This is a genomic window from Halomonas sp. KX33721, assembly GCF_001596805.1.
Lineage (GTDB): Bacteria > Pseudomonadota > Gammaproteobacteria > Pseudomonadales > Halomonadaceae > Vreelandella > Vreelandella aquamarina.
In genome coordinates, this window is sequence record NZ_LVIA01000024.1 from 18,405 (window position 1) to 33,877 (window position 15,473).

The following is a 15,473-nucleotide window of genomic DNA, read 5'->3' on the forward strand; positions in this document are numbered from 1 at the left end:
AGACGCCGAAGGTAACGGCGCCTCGATCTTCACCTGGTTTTTTCGGAGGACGAGCCGATCGGCGTCAGCCGTTGATCGGGATCGAGCGGCCCTGCTTAGGCGCACTGGCCTCGCGCTTGTCCATCGTGATCGTGAGCACGCCGTTCTTGAATGCGGCCTTGATCGATTCCTGGTTGGCGTTGTCAGGCAGGTTCAGGACACGCTGGAAACTGCCGTAGGAGCGTTCGACGCGATGGAAGCCACCCTCCTTCTTTTCCTGCTCCTGGCGCTTCTCGCCCCGTACCATCAGCACGTCGTTGTCGAGCGTGATCTGGATATCCTTTTCCTCGACGCCGGGAACCTCCAAGGAAATCTTGTATTGCTTGTCGGTTTCCTGAATGTCAAGTACCGGCTTCAGCATGCCCGGCAAGTCCGACGGCCATCGCGGCATGGCCTGCGCTGGAAAACCGAAGCCTCGAAACGCATCGTCAAAGAGGCGGTCGATCTCGCGATGCAATTGCAGGATGGGACTGACGGGACCGCCTGCTACCGGCAGGTCATTGCGCTGCACGGGCAGCGAGGCAGCGCTCTGTTGTTCTTCCTGTTCTTTCTTGAACCAGTTCCAGGGAGCCAATTTCTTGAAATCAATGTCCATGTCACACCTCCAGAAGAAAAGTTGAAGAATCTCGCTCACTCCGTTTGCCTGCGGCTATGGATAGCGCTCTCAGGCAACACGGGATGTTTCGCTGCCTTCGGCTGCTCATCTGTACGTATCACCTCCTTCTTTCTGCCTGCTTGGGTCTGATCATTGATCCATCGATCGATTTCACTTTGACGAAACCGCCATGCCCCCCACAATTTCCGCCTTCGTGCAGCCTCAATCGAGGATTTTTTTCAAGACCTTGCAAGATATGGCGCCTAACATGCAGAAAGTCAAGAGTCAACATCCCGCGATCTGCTGGGCAGATTGATGTGAGTCAATCGTAAGCAGCCAGGAAACAAATGTTGGCTGCCACCGCGATGGTGCTCCCTCCTGAGCTCAAGGCGCACTTCCCCCAACCCCCATGTGTTTTCTGTGCCGGGGACAGGAGGCGCGGCAACGATGAGCGTGGGGGATCGTGGTAGCATTATGTTCCCTGTAACATCGACCTCAAGGAGCCAATATGTCGGAGCGTTATCCTGAAGACCCTGCCCTGGATCTGTACTTGGCTCTGATGGAAGTGGATTGGCCGACCGCCTTTGATGCCGCCACCCTATCGCGTGGGTTGGGCTATGCCCACAAGGGGCGTGTGCATGATGGGTTCAACCTGCAGGTCGGCAGTGACATGCTGGGAATCTTCGGGCGCGTTGCCGGTAGCCGCAAGCAGGCCTACATGACCCGGGTTTACCTTGACCCCAAGGATCTCGACAAGGGGCTCTTTACTCTCTGCAACTGCCCAGTCGGTGTTCGCTGCAAGCATGCCGTGGCGCTGATCGCGACCTTCATGAATCAGATGGGCGAAGAGGGCTTCGCCTCGCCGGAGGAAAGCCTCGAGCCGTCTCCCGGTTCGCCCCCTGCGCCACCGCTTGCCAAGCGCTCGTCGTCGGCCGAACTGGCGTCGGCCAAGCGCGAGCGCCTGAAGCGCGACTGGGAAGCGTGGCTGAAGCGGGCGGATCGGCCTGCCTTGCAGGAGGAACCAGAAGGGCGGCGCGTCGGCGATGAGTATCGCCTCGCCCTGTTTCTGAGCGCGCCCGGTGCCTATCGTGAGCCGGTGCTGCGGGTGGTGCCGGTGTGGGTGCGTCCGTCGCGCCAGAGCCATCGCCACTCGGGGTGGGTGGCGCCACGGATCATCGAGGCGGCCTCCGACCTGGTGCCAGTGCCCGAGGGTGGTTGGCCTGCGGCCCAGGAGGAGGCCCTGACACTGCTTTTGCACGGCCCTCAGGAGTCCACTTTGATATCAGGTCAGATGCGCCGTGCGGCGGTCATCGACCAGCCACTGCAGGGGCGGGCGCTGTGGAATCTGCTTGAAGGCGATGAGCTCCCACTGCTGTTCCATGAAAAGCAGACGGGCCCCGTTCTTGAACTGGGCCCTGCCGGGCAGCTGGCGCCTCGCTGGCAGGCGGATGAAGAGGGGGTACAGCATCTGGCGCTGGATACGCAGCCAGAAGGATTGCTCTCGCAAACGGCGCTTGTGCTGCGTAGTGGGCGCGAGTTGTGCTACCTGGACGTTGAGCAGGGCTTGTTCGGCCGCCTGGCCGGTAGTCCCGAGTGGCTTAAAAGGGTGGCGCAGGCGCCGCCGCTACCCCCCGAGATGAGTGGCTGGTTGAGTGAGCGCCTGGGTGAGGCGCCGGCACTGGCCGAGACATTGCCGGCGCCGCATCAGGTCGAGGAGCGCCAGCTGGATGATGTGGTGCCGCGGCTCAAGGTCACCATGCAGGTAGCCGCAGGTCAGCTGGGCTTTCGTGACGGTGCACCTCTGCCGCGCTGGGTGGAAGTCGGTGCGGCGGTGGTGGGGCTTGACTATGCTGGTATCGAGGTGGTCCCGGAGCCCGGCGACTGGGTGCAGGGGTACCGTGATGGCCAGCGACTCAAGATCAAGCGCGATGCCGAGGCGGAGTTGGCGCTGGTGCGCGGGCTGCCATCGGGCATGATCACCCTGGAGTGGCTGCGCGAGGCCGAGCTGGTGCCGGCCTATCTGAAGCTGCCTGACTGGTCGCTGCTGCTGCCGAATGCCGAGGGTCCTCCGGCCACGATCCTCGAATGGTCGACCCACCTGGCCGGCCCCGATGAGTGGTGGGAGATGATCGCCCGGCTGCGCCAGGCGGGTTGCCTGGTTCACTTCAGCGACGACTTTCCCGAAGAACCCACCTATGTGGAGCCGGACGATTGGTACGGCGAGCTGGAGCCGGCCGGCAACGGCTGGTTCGACCTGGCGCTGGATATCGAGGTGGAGGGCGAACGCCTCAACCTGCTGCCGATCCTGCGCCGCCTGTTTCGGGATCCCGGCTTTCCGCTGGAGCCGGCCGCTGATGAACCAGAGGACGCCAGCTGGACGCTGGCCCTGCCGGAGAATCGCCGCCTGGTGATGCCGCTCTCGCGCCTGCGCTCGCTGATGGCGCCCATCCTCGACTGGTTGAATGATGAGAGCGACCCCGAGGCGGCGGTGCGCCTGCCGGTGACCGCCGCCGAGAAGGTAGCGCCCCTGGCCGAGCACGAGTGCTGGGCGGGACGAGACGACGTGACCAAACTGGCCCGGCGCCTGCGCGAGCTGCCCGCCAGCCTGCCGGCACCGCCGGGCTTAGTTGGCGAGCTGCGTGACTACCAGGCCCGAGGCATCGCCTGGATGCGCTTTCTCTCCGAGCTGGGCACCGGCGGCATCCTGGCCGACGATATGGGCCTGGGCAAGACCGTCCAGGTATTGGCTCATGTGCTCGATGAGCGCGCCCGCGGGGCGCTGACCGGCCCGACCCTGGTGGTGGCGCCCACCAGCCTGGTGGGCAACTGGTGCGCCGAGGCTGAACGCTTCGCCCCCGAGCTCAACGTCGTCGCCCTGCAGGGGGGGAAGGCTCAGCGCGAGCGCCAGTTCGAGGAGGCGCTTCCCGGTGCCGACCTCGCGGTGACCACCTATGCGTTGCTGATCCGCGATCTCGAACGCCTGCGCGAGCACGACTTCGGCCTGCTGGTGCTTGACGAGGCCCAGGCGATCAAGAATGCCGCCAGCCAGACCGCGCGGGCGGTGCGCGAGCTCAATGTGGCCCGCGCCATCGCCATGACCGGTACGCCACTGGAAAACCACCTGGGTGAGCTGTGGGCGCAGCTCGATGCCGTGGCCCCGGGCGCCCTGGGCAGCCAGCAGTGGTTCGGTCAGCGCTTTCGCACCCCCATCGAGAAAGAGGGCGACGTCGAGCTGCGCCAGCGGCTCTCCCGGCGCATCGCTCCGCTGATGCTGCGCCGGACCAAGCAACAGGTGCTCGCCGAGCTGCCGGAGAAGACCGAGACCCGTCGCGAGGTCACCCTGAGCGGCGCCCAGCGCGAGCTCTACGAGAGCCTGCGCCTGGCCCAGCACCAGCGGGTGCAGCAGGCGGTGGCCGAGCGCGGCCTGGCCGCTTCCGGCATCGTGATGCTCGATGCGCTGCTCAAGCTGCGCCAGGTGTGCTGCGACCCGCGGTTGGTCAAACTGGAGAGTGTGCGCAAGACCAAGCGCTCGGCCAAGCTGGAGCAACTGCGCGAACTGGTGGGGCCCTTGGTGGAGGAGGGGAGGCGCATCCTGATCTTCTCCCAGTTCACTGAGATGCTCACGCTGATCGGTGAGGCGCTGGAGAAGGACGGCATCCCCTTCACCACCCTGACCGGCGACACGCCGGGCAAGACCCGCACGCAGCGGGTGGCGCTGTTTCAGCAGGGCGAGATCCCGGTATTTCTGATCAGCCTCAAGGCCGGCGGTACGGGCCTGAACCTCACCGCCGCGGACACCGTGATCCACTACGATCCCTGGTGGAATCCGGCGGTGGAGGCCCAGGCCACCGGCCGCGCCCACCGCATGGGCCAGCAGAACCCGGTGTTCGTCTATAAGCTGGTATGCGCCGGCACCGTGGAGGAGCGCATCCTCGACCTGCAGGCGCGCAAGGCCGATCTCGCCGCCTCGATCCTTGAGGGTGGCGCCGAGCACAAGAGCGACGGCCCGCTATTCGACGAGGAGGATCTGGCGCTGCTCTTTGCGCCGGTAGTGTAGTGAGATGGGTTAAGAAAAAATCCCCCTCTGGTTGTTGGCTGAAGATTTTCCTGCTGAAGTGAACGAAATACCTCGCTTCCTGAGCATGAAGATGAAAAACGTTGGTGATGTGCACCTTCATGGGCACCTGGCGCTGGGCGTCCTGCCGCCGGAGCGAGCGCCTGCCGATGACGATCTCCTCTCGCATCTGTTGTTTGCTCTGAAGCATGAGGGCGTGGGCCTGGCCATTCTTTCCGAGACGCTCCCTTATCTCTCGGTCGAATCGCTAGTTGCGGCACTGGAGGCCTTGACTGGTTTGGTGGCGGTATTGGTCTGGGGAAGAGGTATACGAAGAGGTATACGGAGCACAGCCCCGTTATAGCTATTGCTCGCGGCGGTTCTCGTGCAGCTGCTGAGCTGGTCAATGATGGCGGGGCAGCACACGCCATACCCTGATGTTCTGGGGCCTCGCACTTCTGGGGCTGATGCTGGTGGTCTCGGTGGGTGAGTATGGCATTGCTCACTGGCGTCAGGCTTTCGATAACCCGCGATTTCGGCCCGACTTTGGTGTAATGAATGCCCCGCATCCTGCGATGTTCTTCGGAGCAACAATGTTGGCGGGCGTGAGCTTCGCTGCGCGTTGCTGGCGTTCGGGGAGGTGGGCGTGGACTCGGCACTTGGGCTGGCTGAGTGTCAATGGCTTCCTGACCGAACACGCCAGTATGGCCACCTACACAATACTACACTAGAGGTTCTGGTTGCCTATGGCGTGTTGGGTCTTAGTGTGATGATCGTGCTTGGGGCTTAGGTTGGTCTAGTACTACAGTCGTAACTGAATAAGCTACAATGCATGTGGTTGATATGGAAGCGATTACAGGGTGAAGGATGCAAGAACTGGATCTTTCTGTCTCAGCATTGTTGGATGACCTGGCAGAGCGGTTAGGCCCGCTCTTTCCGCGTTCGGAAACGCGCGCTCGAGCTCTACGTTACATCCAGGGGCTGCTCAGCCAGTGTGAACGTAAGAATAGCTGGCATCTTGCCGAATGGCTCGGCGATGCCACCCCAGATGGGGGCAGTACCTGTTGGATCGTGCCCGCTGGAATGCGGACGTAGCACGCGATATTCTCCGCCAATGGGTCATCGATACGCTGGGCTCGCCTGAGGGTGTCCTAGTCCTGGACGAGACCGGCTTTACCAAGAAAGGCCAGCACTCGGCCGGCGTGCAACGCCAGTACAGTGGCACCGCTGGCCGTATCGAAAATAGTCAGATCGGGGTCTTTCTTCTCTACGCTAGCCCGGCGGGACAGGCCTTCCTGGATCGCGCCCTGTACTTGCCCAAATCCTGGACACAGGACCGCGAGCGTTGTCGGCGTGCGGGCATCCCTGATGACGTCGAATTTGCCAGCAAACCCGAGCTCGCTCGCCGGATGCTGGAGTGCGCGATGGATCAGGACATACCGGCCGCCTGGGTGACGGGGGATAGCGTCTATGGCGGTAACCGCAGCCTGCGTCTGTGGCTGGAGGAGAGCTCACAACCCTTTGTTTTAGAAGTGGCTTGTAACGAGTCCTTGTGGTGGCAGAGCTTCCACTACACGCGAGCGGACGAGATCGCAGCGGCATTGCCGGATGACGCATGGCAGACCCTATCCGCTGGCTCAGGCAGCAAGGGCGAACGCTGGTTTTGCGATAGTCAGAGATGAGGAGGTGAATGTCATAACCCACGTTATGAAAGGAGCCATCCTAGGTTGCAAGCGCAGAAAGGTTAGCTACCCTATCTACTGCGCTGTGTTTCTAAATGAGACACGTTTTAACTGAAGTTTAATCATACAAGGAGTGGATTAGATGACAGTCAGCAATACACCACACCGCTTAACCATGTGACCGCCCACAAAACAGTATAGCGAGATGGCCGACGTGCCCACGGCGGGCAATGCCAGGGTGGTAGACGCTTATCCCACACGCGTGGCCCAAGCCCCTGCATCACTCACACAGCCCCGCCAGGATGGCGTCGTAAAAGGGCGTGCGCTACCGGGACCGCTGAGTGAGGCTCAGCTCGATGAGTTCGAACGCAAGGGATATTTGTTCATTCCCAATTTGATCGATGGCGAAGAGCTGGAGGCGCTTCGCAAAGAGATGAACGCCCTGCTGAGCAACGACGCCTATCGCGATAAGGCGTTCAGCATCACCGAGCCAGAAAGCCATGAGATTCGCTCACTATTTGCCGTGCATCGCCTTTCTGAGCGATTAGGGGCGCTTGCCAGCGACGAGCGCGTGGCTGGTGCGGCTCGTCAGATCATCGGTGACGACCCCTACGTGCATCAGTCGCGTATCAACTACAAGCCGGGCTTTGCCGGTAAAGGCTTCAATTGGCACTCGGACTTCGAGACCTGGCACGCTGAAGATGGTATGCCCAACATGCACGCGGTCAGCGCCTCGCTGATTTTGACCGACAACCACGAGTTCAATGGCCCGCTGATGTTGATTCCGGGCTCGCATATGGAATTCGTGCCTTGCCTGGGAGAAACGCCGGAAGACAACCACAAGCGCTCGTTGAAAGCGCAGGAAGTGGGCGTGCCGAGCCCAGAGGCGTTGACACACTTGGTCGATAAATACGGCATCGATGCCCCCAAAGGGAAAGCTGGCGGGCTGCTGTTGTTCGATTGCAACACGCTGCATGCGTCCAACGTCAACCTCTCGCTGGATCCGCGCAGCAACGTGTTCTTCGTGTTCAATCGGCCCGATAACCGCTGCGTTGCCCCGTTTGCCGCGCCTAAACAGCGTCCTTCGTTCTTGGCGCATGGGCCTGAGGAGAGCGGGTATCCTGAGGCATAAGCGATCCAGATACTCCTGCAATTCGGAAATACGCGGTCGATACTGTGGAACATGGGCATGGCTGGGGTAGACTAATGCGCCTGTCGTTGCGAATACGGCACGCATAACGAGAAGGAGAAGACCCGCCATGCGTTTTGTTCCACAGTTTACCGATGGTCAGGAGTTTCCCCACGCGCTGGGCAAGGTCATCTGTGTCGGCCGCAACTATGCCGAACATGCCAAAGAGCTGGATAACCCGGTTCCCAGTGAGCCGCTGCTGTTCATCAAGCCCGCCACTAGCGTGGTGGACTTAACCAAGCCTCTCGACCCGCCATTTTCGCGAGGCGATGTTCATTATGAAGTCGAGCTGGCGCTACTGGTAGGGGAGACCCTCACCCACGCCACGCAAGATGAAGCCGAGCGTGCTATTGCAGGCATTGGCCTTGCGATGGATTTAACCCTGCGCGATGTGCAAACCAAGTTAAAAGAGAAAGGCCACCCTTGGGAAATCGCCAAGGCCTTTGATGGTGCCTGCCCGCTGTCGCCTTTTTTGCCGCTGAGCCGCGTGCCTAACTGGAACGCGCTGGCTTTCACCCTAGAAATCGACGGTGAAGAGCGCCAGCACGGCGAAGGCGCGGATATGATTTTTGCTATTCCCACGCTGGTGGCAGAAATGAGCCGTCACTTCACCCTGGAGCCAGGCGATGTAATTTTGACCGGCACGCCTGCCGGAGTCGGCGAGCTACCCCGCGGCGCGGCGCTACGCTTAACGCTGACTGGCGGCCTGGAGATTTCGACCAGCGTCGTTGAGTAACGACCCGCTCACGGGTTCAGCACGCAAAACAAAGGCCACCGATACGCTCGGTGGCCTTTTTTGTGAAACGCGTTAAGCCGGTGAAGGGTTACTCCAGGTAGGTGTAGCCCTCTAGGCCTTCGGCCAGGCTGGCGGCAAAGTGGGCTTGCTCCTCGGCAGAGAAGCCACTGGTCACCAGCTGCTCGGTGAGTTTTTGCTTCAAAACTCGGGCGTCGAAGTTCACGTAGGCCAATACGTTGGCCACCGAATCCCCCGCCTGCGGGTTAGAGAGCACCCACTCGCCATCTTCACCTAGCGCTGCATCCACCGAATCGGTATCGCCGAACAGGTTGTGCAGGTCGCCAAGAATCTCCTGGTAGGCGCCCACCAGGAAGAAGCCTAACCAGCGCTCGTCGTCATTGGCCCACTCAGGCAGTGGCAGGGTGGTTTCTACCCCTTGGCCATCCACATAGCTATCGATACGGCCATCAGAGTCGCAGGTGATGTCCTGGATCACCGCACGGCGGGTGGGCGCTTTGTCCAGCCCGCTGAGTGGTAGCACGGGGAAAATCTGCTCGATGCCCCACACGTCTGGCACTGACTGGAACAGCGAGAAGTTAACGAACAGCTTGTCGGCCAATTTTTCGGCCAGCTCGTCCATGATTTCCCGGTGCGCGCGGTTGCGGGTATCTAGCTTTCCACGCAGGCGCGTGCAGGCGGCCATGTAGAGGCGCTCGCCTTCGGCGCGGGCGTTGATGCTGCTCAGACCCAGAACGAAACGGTCGTGTAGCTCGCTAACTGCCTGCAACAGGTCGTGCCATGCCTCGACCAGCACCCGCGGTTCTTGGGTCTCGGCCAACTGGTCGAACACCCGCCACAGCTCTTCTACCTGCGGATCTTCTTCCTGGGTCGCGCGCTCTGGCGGCGTGTCGTTGACGCGCTCTTCACCAATGACATTGGTGATCAGCACCGCATGGTGGGCGGTGAGTGAACGGCCGGATTCACTGATCAGGTGCGGCTGGGGCAGGTCGGCTTCCTGGCAGAGCTGTGAGAACGCGCTAACCACGTTGCGGGCGTACTCCTGCATGGAGTAGTTTGCCGAGCAGTAGCTGCGAGAGCGGGTGCCTTCGTAGTCGATCCCTAAGCCGCCGCCCACATCGACGGTGTCGATGGGTGCGCCCAGGCTCATCAGGTTTTGATAGAAGCGCGCGCACTCCCGCAGGCCGCGCTGAATATCGCGAATGTTGGCGATCTGCGAGCCTAGATGGAAGTGCACGAGCTGCAGGCTGGCCAGAGCGTCCTGGGCGCGTAGGGTTTCGACCACTTCCAGAATCTGGCTGGCGGTGAGACCGAACTTCGACTTCTCACCGCCAGTATTCTGCCACTTGCCTTTACCCACCGAGGCCAGCCGCGCGCGCAGGCCAATGCGCGGGGTTACGTCCAGCTCGCGGGCCTCTTCTAAAATCAGCTCCAGCTCGGAGAGCTTCTCCACCACCAGATACACTTTGTGGCCGAGCTTCTCGCCCAGCAGCGCCAGGCGCACGTACTCGCGGTCTTTATAGCCATTGCAGACGATCAGCGACGAACCGCCGTCGGAGAGCGCCAGCACCGCCAGCAGCTCGGGTTTGCTGCCTGCTTCGAGCCCTACGCGACCATTACCACGCTCAGAGGTAGCGAGAATCTCTTCTACCACCCGACGCTGCTGGTTCACCTTAATCGGGTAAACCGCGGTATAGCCGCCCTGGTAGTCCACGTCCTGCATGGCGGCGTCAAAGGCACCGCAAAGCTGTTCGACGCGATCGTGAAGAATATCGCTAAAGCGCACCAGTACCGGTAAGCGTAACCCCGCCGCTTGTAACTGACGGACTAACGCACTGATAGGCAGCGCCGGGCCTTCCGCATCGCTGCCCAGCGGGCGTACCAGGGCTTGGCCATGGTCGTCGACATCAAAGTAGCCGCTGCCCCACTGGTCCATGTTCCAAGTGCGGCGGGCACGCACGGCGGGGCTGCTGGTCGTTGCCATTTCACTCATGAAGATGCCTCTGGAATCGGGAGTGCGCCAAACGCGATGCGTGCTTTAAGAATCATGCGGAAGCGCTCGGGGTCGTGGGGAGTTAAGTCATGGGCCGGTGGGTCGACATACACCACCAGCAGCCGTGACAGCCAATAACGCAGTGCGGTCATACGCAGCATCGTCGGCCAAAGCGTGCGTTCGGATTCGGTCAGCGGGCGTCGCGCTTGATAGGCGCTTAAAATGGCGTTGTAACGCTCGGCGTTCAGCGAACCGTCCTCATTGGAGGCCCAGTCGTTGATCACGATGGCGAGATCAAACAGCAAGTCACCGGTGCAGCCGTTATAAAAATCGATAATACCGCCCAGGGCGTCGCCCTCGAACAGCGTGTTATCGCGGAACAAATCGCCATGCACTGCTCCTTGGGGAAGCTCGCCATGCTGGCTAAATTCGCTCTCGAAATCATCCACTGCGTTCTTCATCAGTGTTTGATCGTCAGGGCTGATGTAGGTGAGCACCTTATGGTGTACCGCCCGCAGCCAGTGCAGGTCACGGGGGTTGGGGCGATGCCCGGGAAAGTGCTGCGATACTTTATGCATCTGCCCAAGCGTGCTGCCCAGCGCTTGGCACTGGGCAAGGTTGGGGGCGCTGGGGTGCTTGCCCGGCAGGCGCGGGAACAGCAGCGCAGGCTTGCCCGCCAGGCTGTGCAGCGCCACGCCTTCGCGGTCATGAATAGTGCCGGGCACCGGTAAGCGGTGCTCGTCTAAGTAATCGAGCAACTCAACAAAAAACGGCAGCTCTTCGTGTTCGCCTTGCTCAAACAGGGTGAGCACCAGCTCGCGGCGGTCGGTGGTCACGAAAAACGTCGAGTTCTCCGTGCCGCCTGCCACGCCTTGAAGCGCAACAAAGCTGCCAACATCAAATTTTTCCAAAAACGCGGCGACCTGTGCGTCGCTAAGCGGGGTGAATACTGCCATGAGAATCTCGCCCAGGTTGCTAAGCCGATTATTGTAGCGGCTTGCCGCACGAGTTGGCAGCGTTGTGTGGTGAAGAGTAGCGAGTTTTAGGGCTCTTTTCTGCAGGCCCGGCGTTGAACGCGTATCATAGAGAGCAGACATCCTTACCGTTTTGCTGACTATGGAATTTGGTTATGGCCCGTGCCCCAATCGTGCTCGTCGATGGCTCTTCGTACCTCTACCGCGCGTTTCATGCGCTGCCGCCGCTAACGACCTCTAACGGTCAGCCGACCGGAGCCGTGAAGGGTGTACTGAACATGCTCAAACGGCTGATGAAAGACTACCCCGATAGCCCCATGGCGGTGGTGTTCGACGCGCCGGGTAAAACCTTCCGCGATGAGCTGTACAGCGAGTACAAGGCCCACCGCCCACCCATGCCGGATGACCTACGCAGCCAAATCGAACCGCTGCACGCCTGTGTCAAAGCACTCGGCCTGCCGCTGCTGTGCATCGAAGGGGTCGAGGCGGATGACGTGATTGGCACGTTGGCGCACCAAGCCACTCAGGCTGGCCGCGACGCGGTCATCTCCACCGGCGATAAGGACATGGCCCAACTGGTGAACGGCCACATCACGCTGGTCAACACCATGAAAGAGGAAACCCTCGATGAAGCGGGCGTGGAGGAGAAGTTTGGCCTGCCACCCGCACTCATCATCGACTTCCTCGCACTGATGGGCGACAAGGTGGACAACATCCCCGGCGTGCCTGGGGTGGGCGAGAAAACCGCCATTGGCCTGCTGCAAGGTATGGGCGGCGGTTTAGACACGATTTATGGCGATTTAGAGCGCGTGACCACCCTCGGTTTCCGCGGCGCGAAAACGTTACCCAAAAAACTGGAAGAGCACCGCGAGCAAGCGTTTCTCTCCTATCAGTTAGCGACGATCAAAACCGACTGCGACCTGCCGGTGGGGCTGGATGATTTAGACATTGCCCACCCGGACCGCGAAGCGTTGGTCGAGTTATATAAGGAGATGGAGTTCAAGCAGTGGTTAGCAGAGCTGCTGGAAGGCAACGACGAAGGCGTGGACGATGTGGCAGGCGGTGAGCCCGTCTCGGAAACAACCGACAGCACGACGGAAACGGCGCCGACCGAGCGCCACGACCATGTGATTACCGAGCAGGCCGAGCTGGAGGCGTGGCTCGAACGGCTCAACAAGGCCGAACGTTTCTGCTTCGACTTGGAAACCACCAGCCTCAACTACATGGATGCAGAAATTGTGGGTATTGGCGTGTCGCTGGAAGCCGGGGAAGCTGCCTATATTCCGGTGGCCCATGATTACTTGGATGCCCCCCAGCAGCTTGATCGCAAAGCGGTGCTGGCAGCGTTAAAGCCACTGCTGGAAGACCCGGCCAAAACCAAAATTGGACAAAACCTCAAGTACGATATTTCCGTACTGGCGAACTACGACATTTCTGTCGTTGGCCCGTTTGCCGACACCATGCTAGCGTCGTATGTGCTCAACTCCACCGCCACGCGCCACGATATGGATTCGCTGGCGCTGAAGTACCTGGGCGAGAAAACCATTTCGTTTGAAGAGATCGCGGGGCAAAGGCGCCAAGCAGCTGACGTTTAATCAGATTGCCCTAGAGCAAGCGGCTCCCTACGCCTGCGAGGATGTAGATATCACCCTGCGCCTACAGGACACGCTGCGTCCCCAAGTGGAGCGGGAAGGGCGCTTGGCCGAGGTGCTCGACCACCTTGAACTACCGCTAATCAGCGTGCTGTCGCGCATCGAGCGTAACGGCGTGGCCGTGGATGCCGAGCGCCTGTACGAGCAGAGCCAGCAGCTCGAACAGCGCATCCGCGAGTTAGAGAGTGAAGCTTTTGAGCTGGCGGGCCGCGAGTTCAATTTGGGCTCGCCCAAGCAACTGGGGCAGATTCTGTTTGAAGAGCAGAAAATCCCAGTCATCAAGAAAACCCCCAAAGGCGCGCCCTCCACGGCGGAGGCGGTGCTCGAGGAGTTGGCGCTGGACTACCCGCTGCCCAAGGTGATTATGCAGCACCGTGGGCTTGCCAAGCTGAAATCTACCTACACCGATAAGCTGCCGCGCCTGCTCAATAAAACCACCGGGCGGGTACACACCAGCTATCATCAGGCGGTTACGGCCACCGGGCGGCTGTCGTCGTCGGACCCGAACCTGCAGAATATTCCCATCCGTACCGAAGAGGGGCGCAAGATTCGCCAGGCCTTCGTGGCCCGCCCCGGGTATCGCATCGTGGCTGCGGACTACTCGCAGATCGAGCTGCGTATTATGGCGCACCTTTCGGAAGATAAAGGGCTGCTGGAGGCGTTTGCCGAAGGGCGCGATATCCATACCGCCACGGCGGCGGAGGTATTCGGAACCTCACTGGAAAAAGTCACTGCCGACCAGCGGCGTAGCGCCAAGGCGATTAACTTTGGCTTGATTTACGGCATGAGCGCTTGGGGGCTGGCTCGTCAGCTGCGTATTGACCGTAGCCAGGCCCAAACCTACATCGACCGCTACTTTGACCGCTACCCAGGCGTCGCCCGCTATATGGACCGCATTCGTACCCAGGCGGCGGAGGATGGCTTTGTCGAAACCGTGATGGGGCGGCGTTTATACCTGCCAGAGATTCACTCGCAAAACCGCAACCGCCGCCAAGGGGCCGAGCGCACGGCCATCAACGCGCCGATGCAGGGCACGGCGGCGGATATTATCAAACAGGCCATGATTGATGTGGATGCGTGGCTAGCGGAAGGGGAGTTCGATGCGCTGATGGTCATGCAGGTACACGATGAATTGGTGTTCGAGGTGGCCGAGGCGCAGGTAGAGCGCTTTATTGAGCAAGTGCAGACACGCATGCAGGCCGCGGCCTCGCTCAGCGTACCGCTGATTGTGGAAGCGCAAAGCGGCGCGAATTGGGATGAAGCCCACTAACGAACGAGAGAGCACTCGCCAATAACACACAACCCCCACAGCGGTCGCTGCGGGGGGTTGTGTTGAGTGCGTTACTTAAGCACCGGCTTCAAAAGCGTGTGCTCAAGCCGCGCTTAACGCCAGCTAACGCGGTCGAAGATACGTACCGCTTCCGGGTTGTTCTCACCCAGGATACTGATGTTGATGTCGTCTTTAGCGAAATCGCCCCAAGACTCCAGCACTGGGTTTTTCTTCACGCCTTCTACCACCGGGAACTCGTAGTTACGCTCGGCCAGCACTTCCTGCGCTTGGTCAGAGGCCAGGAACTCCAGGAAGCGAATGCCGTTTTCCGGGTTTTGCGCGTTGGCGACCAGGCCTGCACCGCCGACGTTCACGTGGGTACCGCGGTCATCCTGATTGGGGAAGATCACGCCCACTTTGCGCGCGGCTTCACGCTCGGCGGCATCGTCAGAGTGCAGCAGGCGTACGTAGTAGTAGTGGTTGGCGACGGCGAGGTTACACTCACCGCTGGCAACGCCAAGAATCTGATCGGTATCACCGCCTTCTGGGTCGCGGGCCATGTTATTCACAACGCCTTGAGCCCACTCTTGCGCACCCTCTGCGCCGTGGTGCTCAATCAGCGATGCCAACAGTGACTGGTTGTAGATGTTGTTGGAAGAGCGAATGCATACTTGGCCTTCAAACTGCGGGTCGGCAAGATCTTCGTAAGTAGAGATCTGGCTCGGGTCGAAGTTTTCGCGGTTGTAGTAGATCACACGGGCACGCTGGCTAAAGCCAAACCACATGCCTTCTGGATGACGCATGGATTCCGGCAGGCGCTCGTTGAGAACATCAGAGTCTACGCTTTGAAAAATGCCGTCTTGCTCGGCGCGCCACAGGTTGCCTGCATCTACGGTCAGCATAACGTCGGCGGGGCTAGCCACGCCTTCACGCTGCATACGCTCCATCAGTTGGTTGGCATCGCCTTCCAGCACGTTTACTTCAATGCCTGTCTCTTCAGTGAACGCTTGGTAGAGAATTTCGTCAGAGTCGTAATGGCGTGCGGAGTAGATGTTGACTTCATTAGCGAGTGCGCTGCTGGCGAACGCAGAACCGGCCATGATGGCAGCTACGGAGGCCGTAAGACGTGCTTGTTTCATAACAAATACCCTGAATGTTTATGATAATAAGTTGCATTAACGGCGTGTGCTATTGAAACGCCTTGTTCGAAGAACGTCAAGCGAAATGCTAATGACTCGCATCACTTTTTGTGCCTAGACGTGCATCTCACG

At 60.3% G+C, this 15,473-nt stretch carries 8 protein-coding genes and 2 pseudogenes; 5 read left to right on the forward strand and 5 right to left on the reverse strand.

Translation table 11 applies throughout. The annotated features are described in order from the left end of the window. Window positions 1–64 precede the first annotated feature (64 nt). Window positions 65–634 (reverse strand): Hsp20/alpha crystallin family protein, encoded by a 570-nt coding sequence (locus A3220_RS10100; RefSeq protein ID WP_011786806.1) that lies wholly within the window; start codon window positions 632–634, stop codon window positions 65–67. Window positions 635–669: 35 nt separating this feature from the next. Then, window positions 670–840 (reverse strand): annotated as a pseudogene (locus A3220_RS17955) (DNA-binding protein); the annotation flags it as partial. Window positions 841–1,142: 302 nt separating this feature from the next. Between A3220_RS17955 and A3220_RS10105 the strand changes: the two are divergent. The 4 genes from A3220_RS10105 to A3220_RS10130 all read left to right on the forward strand — a co-directional run bounded on the left by A3220_RS10105 (window position 1,143) and on the right by A3220_RS10130 (window position 8,295). Then, a complete protein-coding gene (locus A3220_RS10105; protein WP_062374681.1) occupies window positions 1,143–4,691 on the forward strand; it encodes a DEAD/DEAH box helicase in 3,549 nt (1,182 codons plus the stop codon). A gap of 1,022 nt (window positions 4,692–5,713) precedes the next feature. Continuing rightward, window positions 5,714–6,370 (forward strand): IS701 family transposase, encoded by a 657-nt coding sequence (locus A3220_RS10120; RefSeq protein WP_062374686.1) that lies wholly within the window; start codon window positions 5,714–5,716, stop codon window positions 6,368–6,370. Window positions 6,371–6,575: 205 nt separating this feature from the next. Beyond that, window positions 6,576–7,502 (forward strand): ectoine hydroxylase, encoded by a 927-nt coding sequence (gene thpD / locus A3220_RS10125; RefSeq protein ID WP_062374687.1) that lies wholly within the window; start codon window positions 6,576–6,578, stop codon window positions 7,500–7,502. Between the two features lie 127 nt (window positions 7,503–7,629). Next, a complete protein-coding gene (locus A3220_RS10130) occupies window positions 7,630–8,295 on the forward strand; it encodes a fumarylacetoacetate hydrolase family protein (RefSeq protein ID WP_062374689.1) in 666 nt (221 codons plus the stop codon). Between the two features lie 88 nt (window positions 8,296–8,383). Here A3220_RS10130 and speA read toward each other — a convergent pair whose 3' ends face one another. Together speA and A3220_RS10140 are read right to left on the reverse strand one after the other, a co-directional pair. After that, entirely contained in the window at window positions 8,384–10,306 is a 1,923-nt protein-coding gene (gene speA, locus A3220_RS10135; RefSeq protein WP_062374691.1) for a biosynthetic arginine decarboxylase, read from the reverse strand. Further along, window positions 10,303–11,262: a homoserine kinase gene (locus A3220_RS10140; RefSeq protein WP_062361845.1), complete on the reverse strand. Its 960-nt coding sequence runs from the start codon at window positions 11,260–11,262 to the stop codon at window positions 10,303–10,305. Before A3220_RS10140 ends, speA begins: the two co-directional genes overlap by 4 nt. Before the next feature lie 173 nt (window positions 11,263–11,435). Here A3220_RS10140 and polA point away from each other — a divergent pair. Beyond that, a pseudogene (gene polA / locus A3220_RS10145) lies at window positions 11,436–14,202 on the forward strand (DNA polymerase I). Between the two features lie 113 nt (window positions 14,203–14,315). Here polA and A3220_RS10150 read toward each other — a convergent pair. Further along, on the reverse strand, window positions 14,316–15,341 hold the full coding sequence (locus A3220_RS10150; RefSeq protein ID WP_062374693.1) for a Fe(3+) ABC transporter substrate-binding protein: 1,026 nt from the start codon (window positions 15,339–15,341) through the stop codon (window positions 14,316–14,318). Window positions 15,342–15,473: the final 132 nt, after the last annotated feature.

Bases quoted from the DNA above. Each gene is read 5' to 3' on its own strand.
- A3220_RS10150 (WP_062374693.1), bottom strand. From the start codon at position 15,341: ATGAAACAAGCACGTCTTACGGCCTCCGTAGCTGCCATCATGGCCGGT.
- thpD (WP_062374687.1), top strand. From the start codon at position 6,576: ATGGCCGACGTGCCCACGGCGGGCAATGCCAGGGTGGTAGACGCTTAT.
- A3220_RS10100 (WP_011786806.1), bottom strand. From the start codon at position 634: ATGGACATTGATTTCAAGAAATTGGCTCCCTGGAACTGGTTCAAGAAA.
- A3220_RS10120 (WP_062374686.1), top strand. From the start codon at position 5,714: ATGGCTCGGCGATGCCACCCCAGATGGGGGCAGTACCTGTTGGATCGT.
- A3220_RS10140 (WP_062361845.1), bottom strand. From the start codon at position 11,262: ATGGCAGTATTCACCCCGCTTAGCGACGCACAGGTCGCCGCGTTTTTG.
- speA (WP_062374691.1), bottom strand. From the start codon at position 10,306: ATGAGTGAAATGGCAACGACCAGCAGCCCCGCCGTGCGTGCCCGCCGC.
- A3220_RS10130 (WP_062374689.1), top strand. From the start codon at position 7,630: ATGCGTTTTGTTCCACAGTTTACCGATGGTCAGGAGTTTCCCCACGCG.
- A3220_RS10105 (WP_062374681.1), top strand. From the start codon at position 1,143: ATGTCGGAGCGTTATCCTGAAGACCCTGCCCTGGATCTGTACTTGGCT.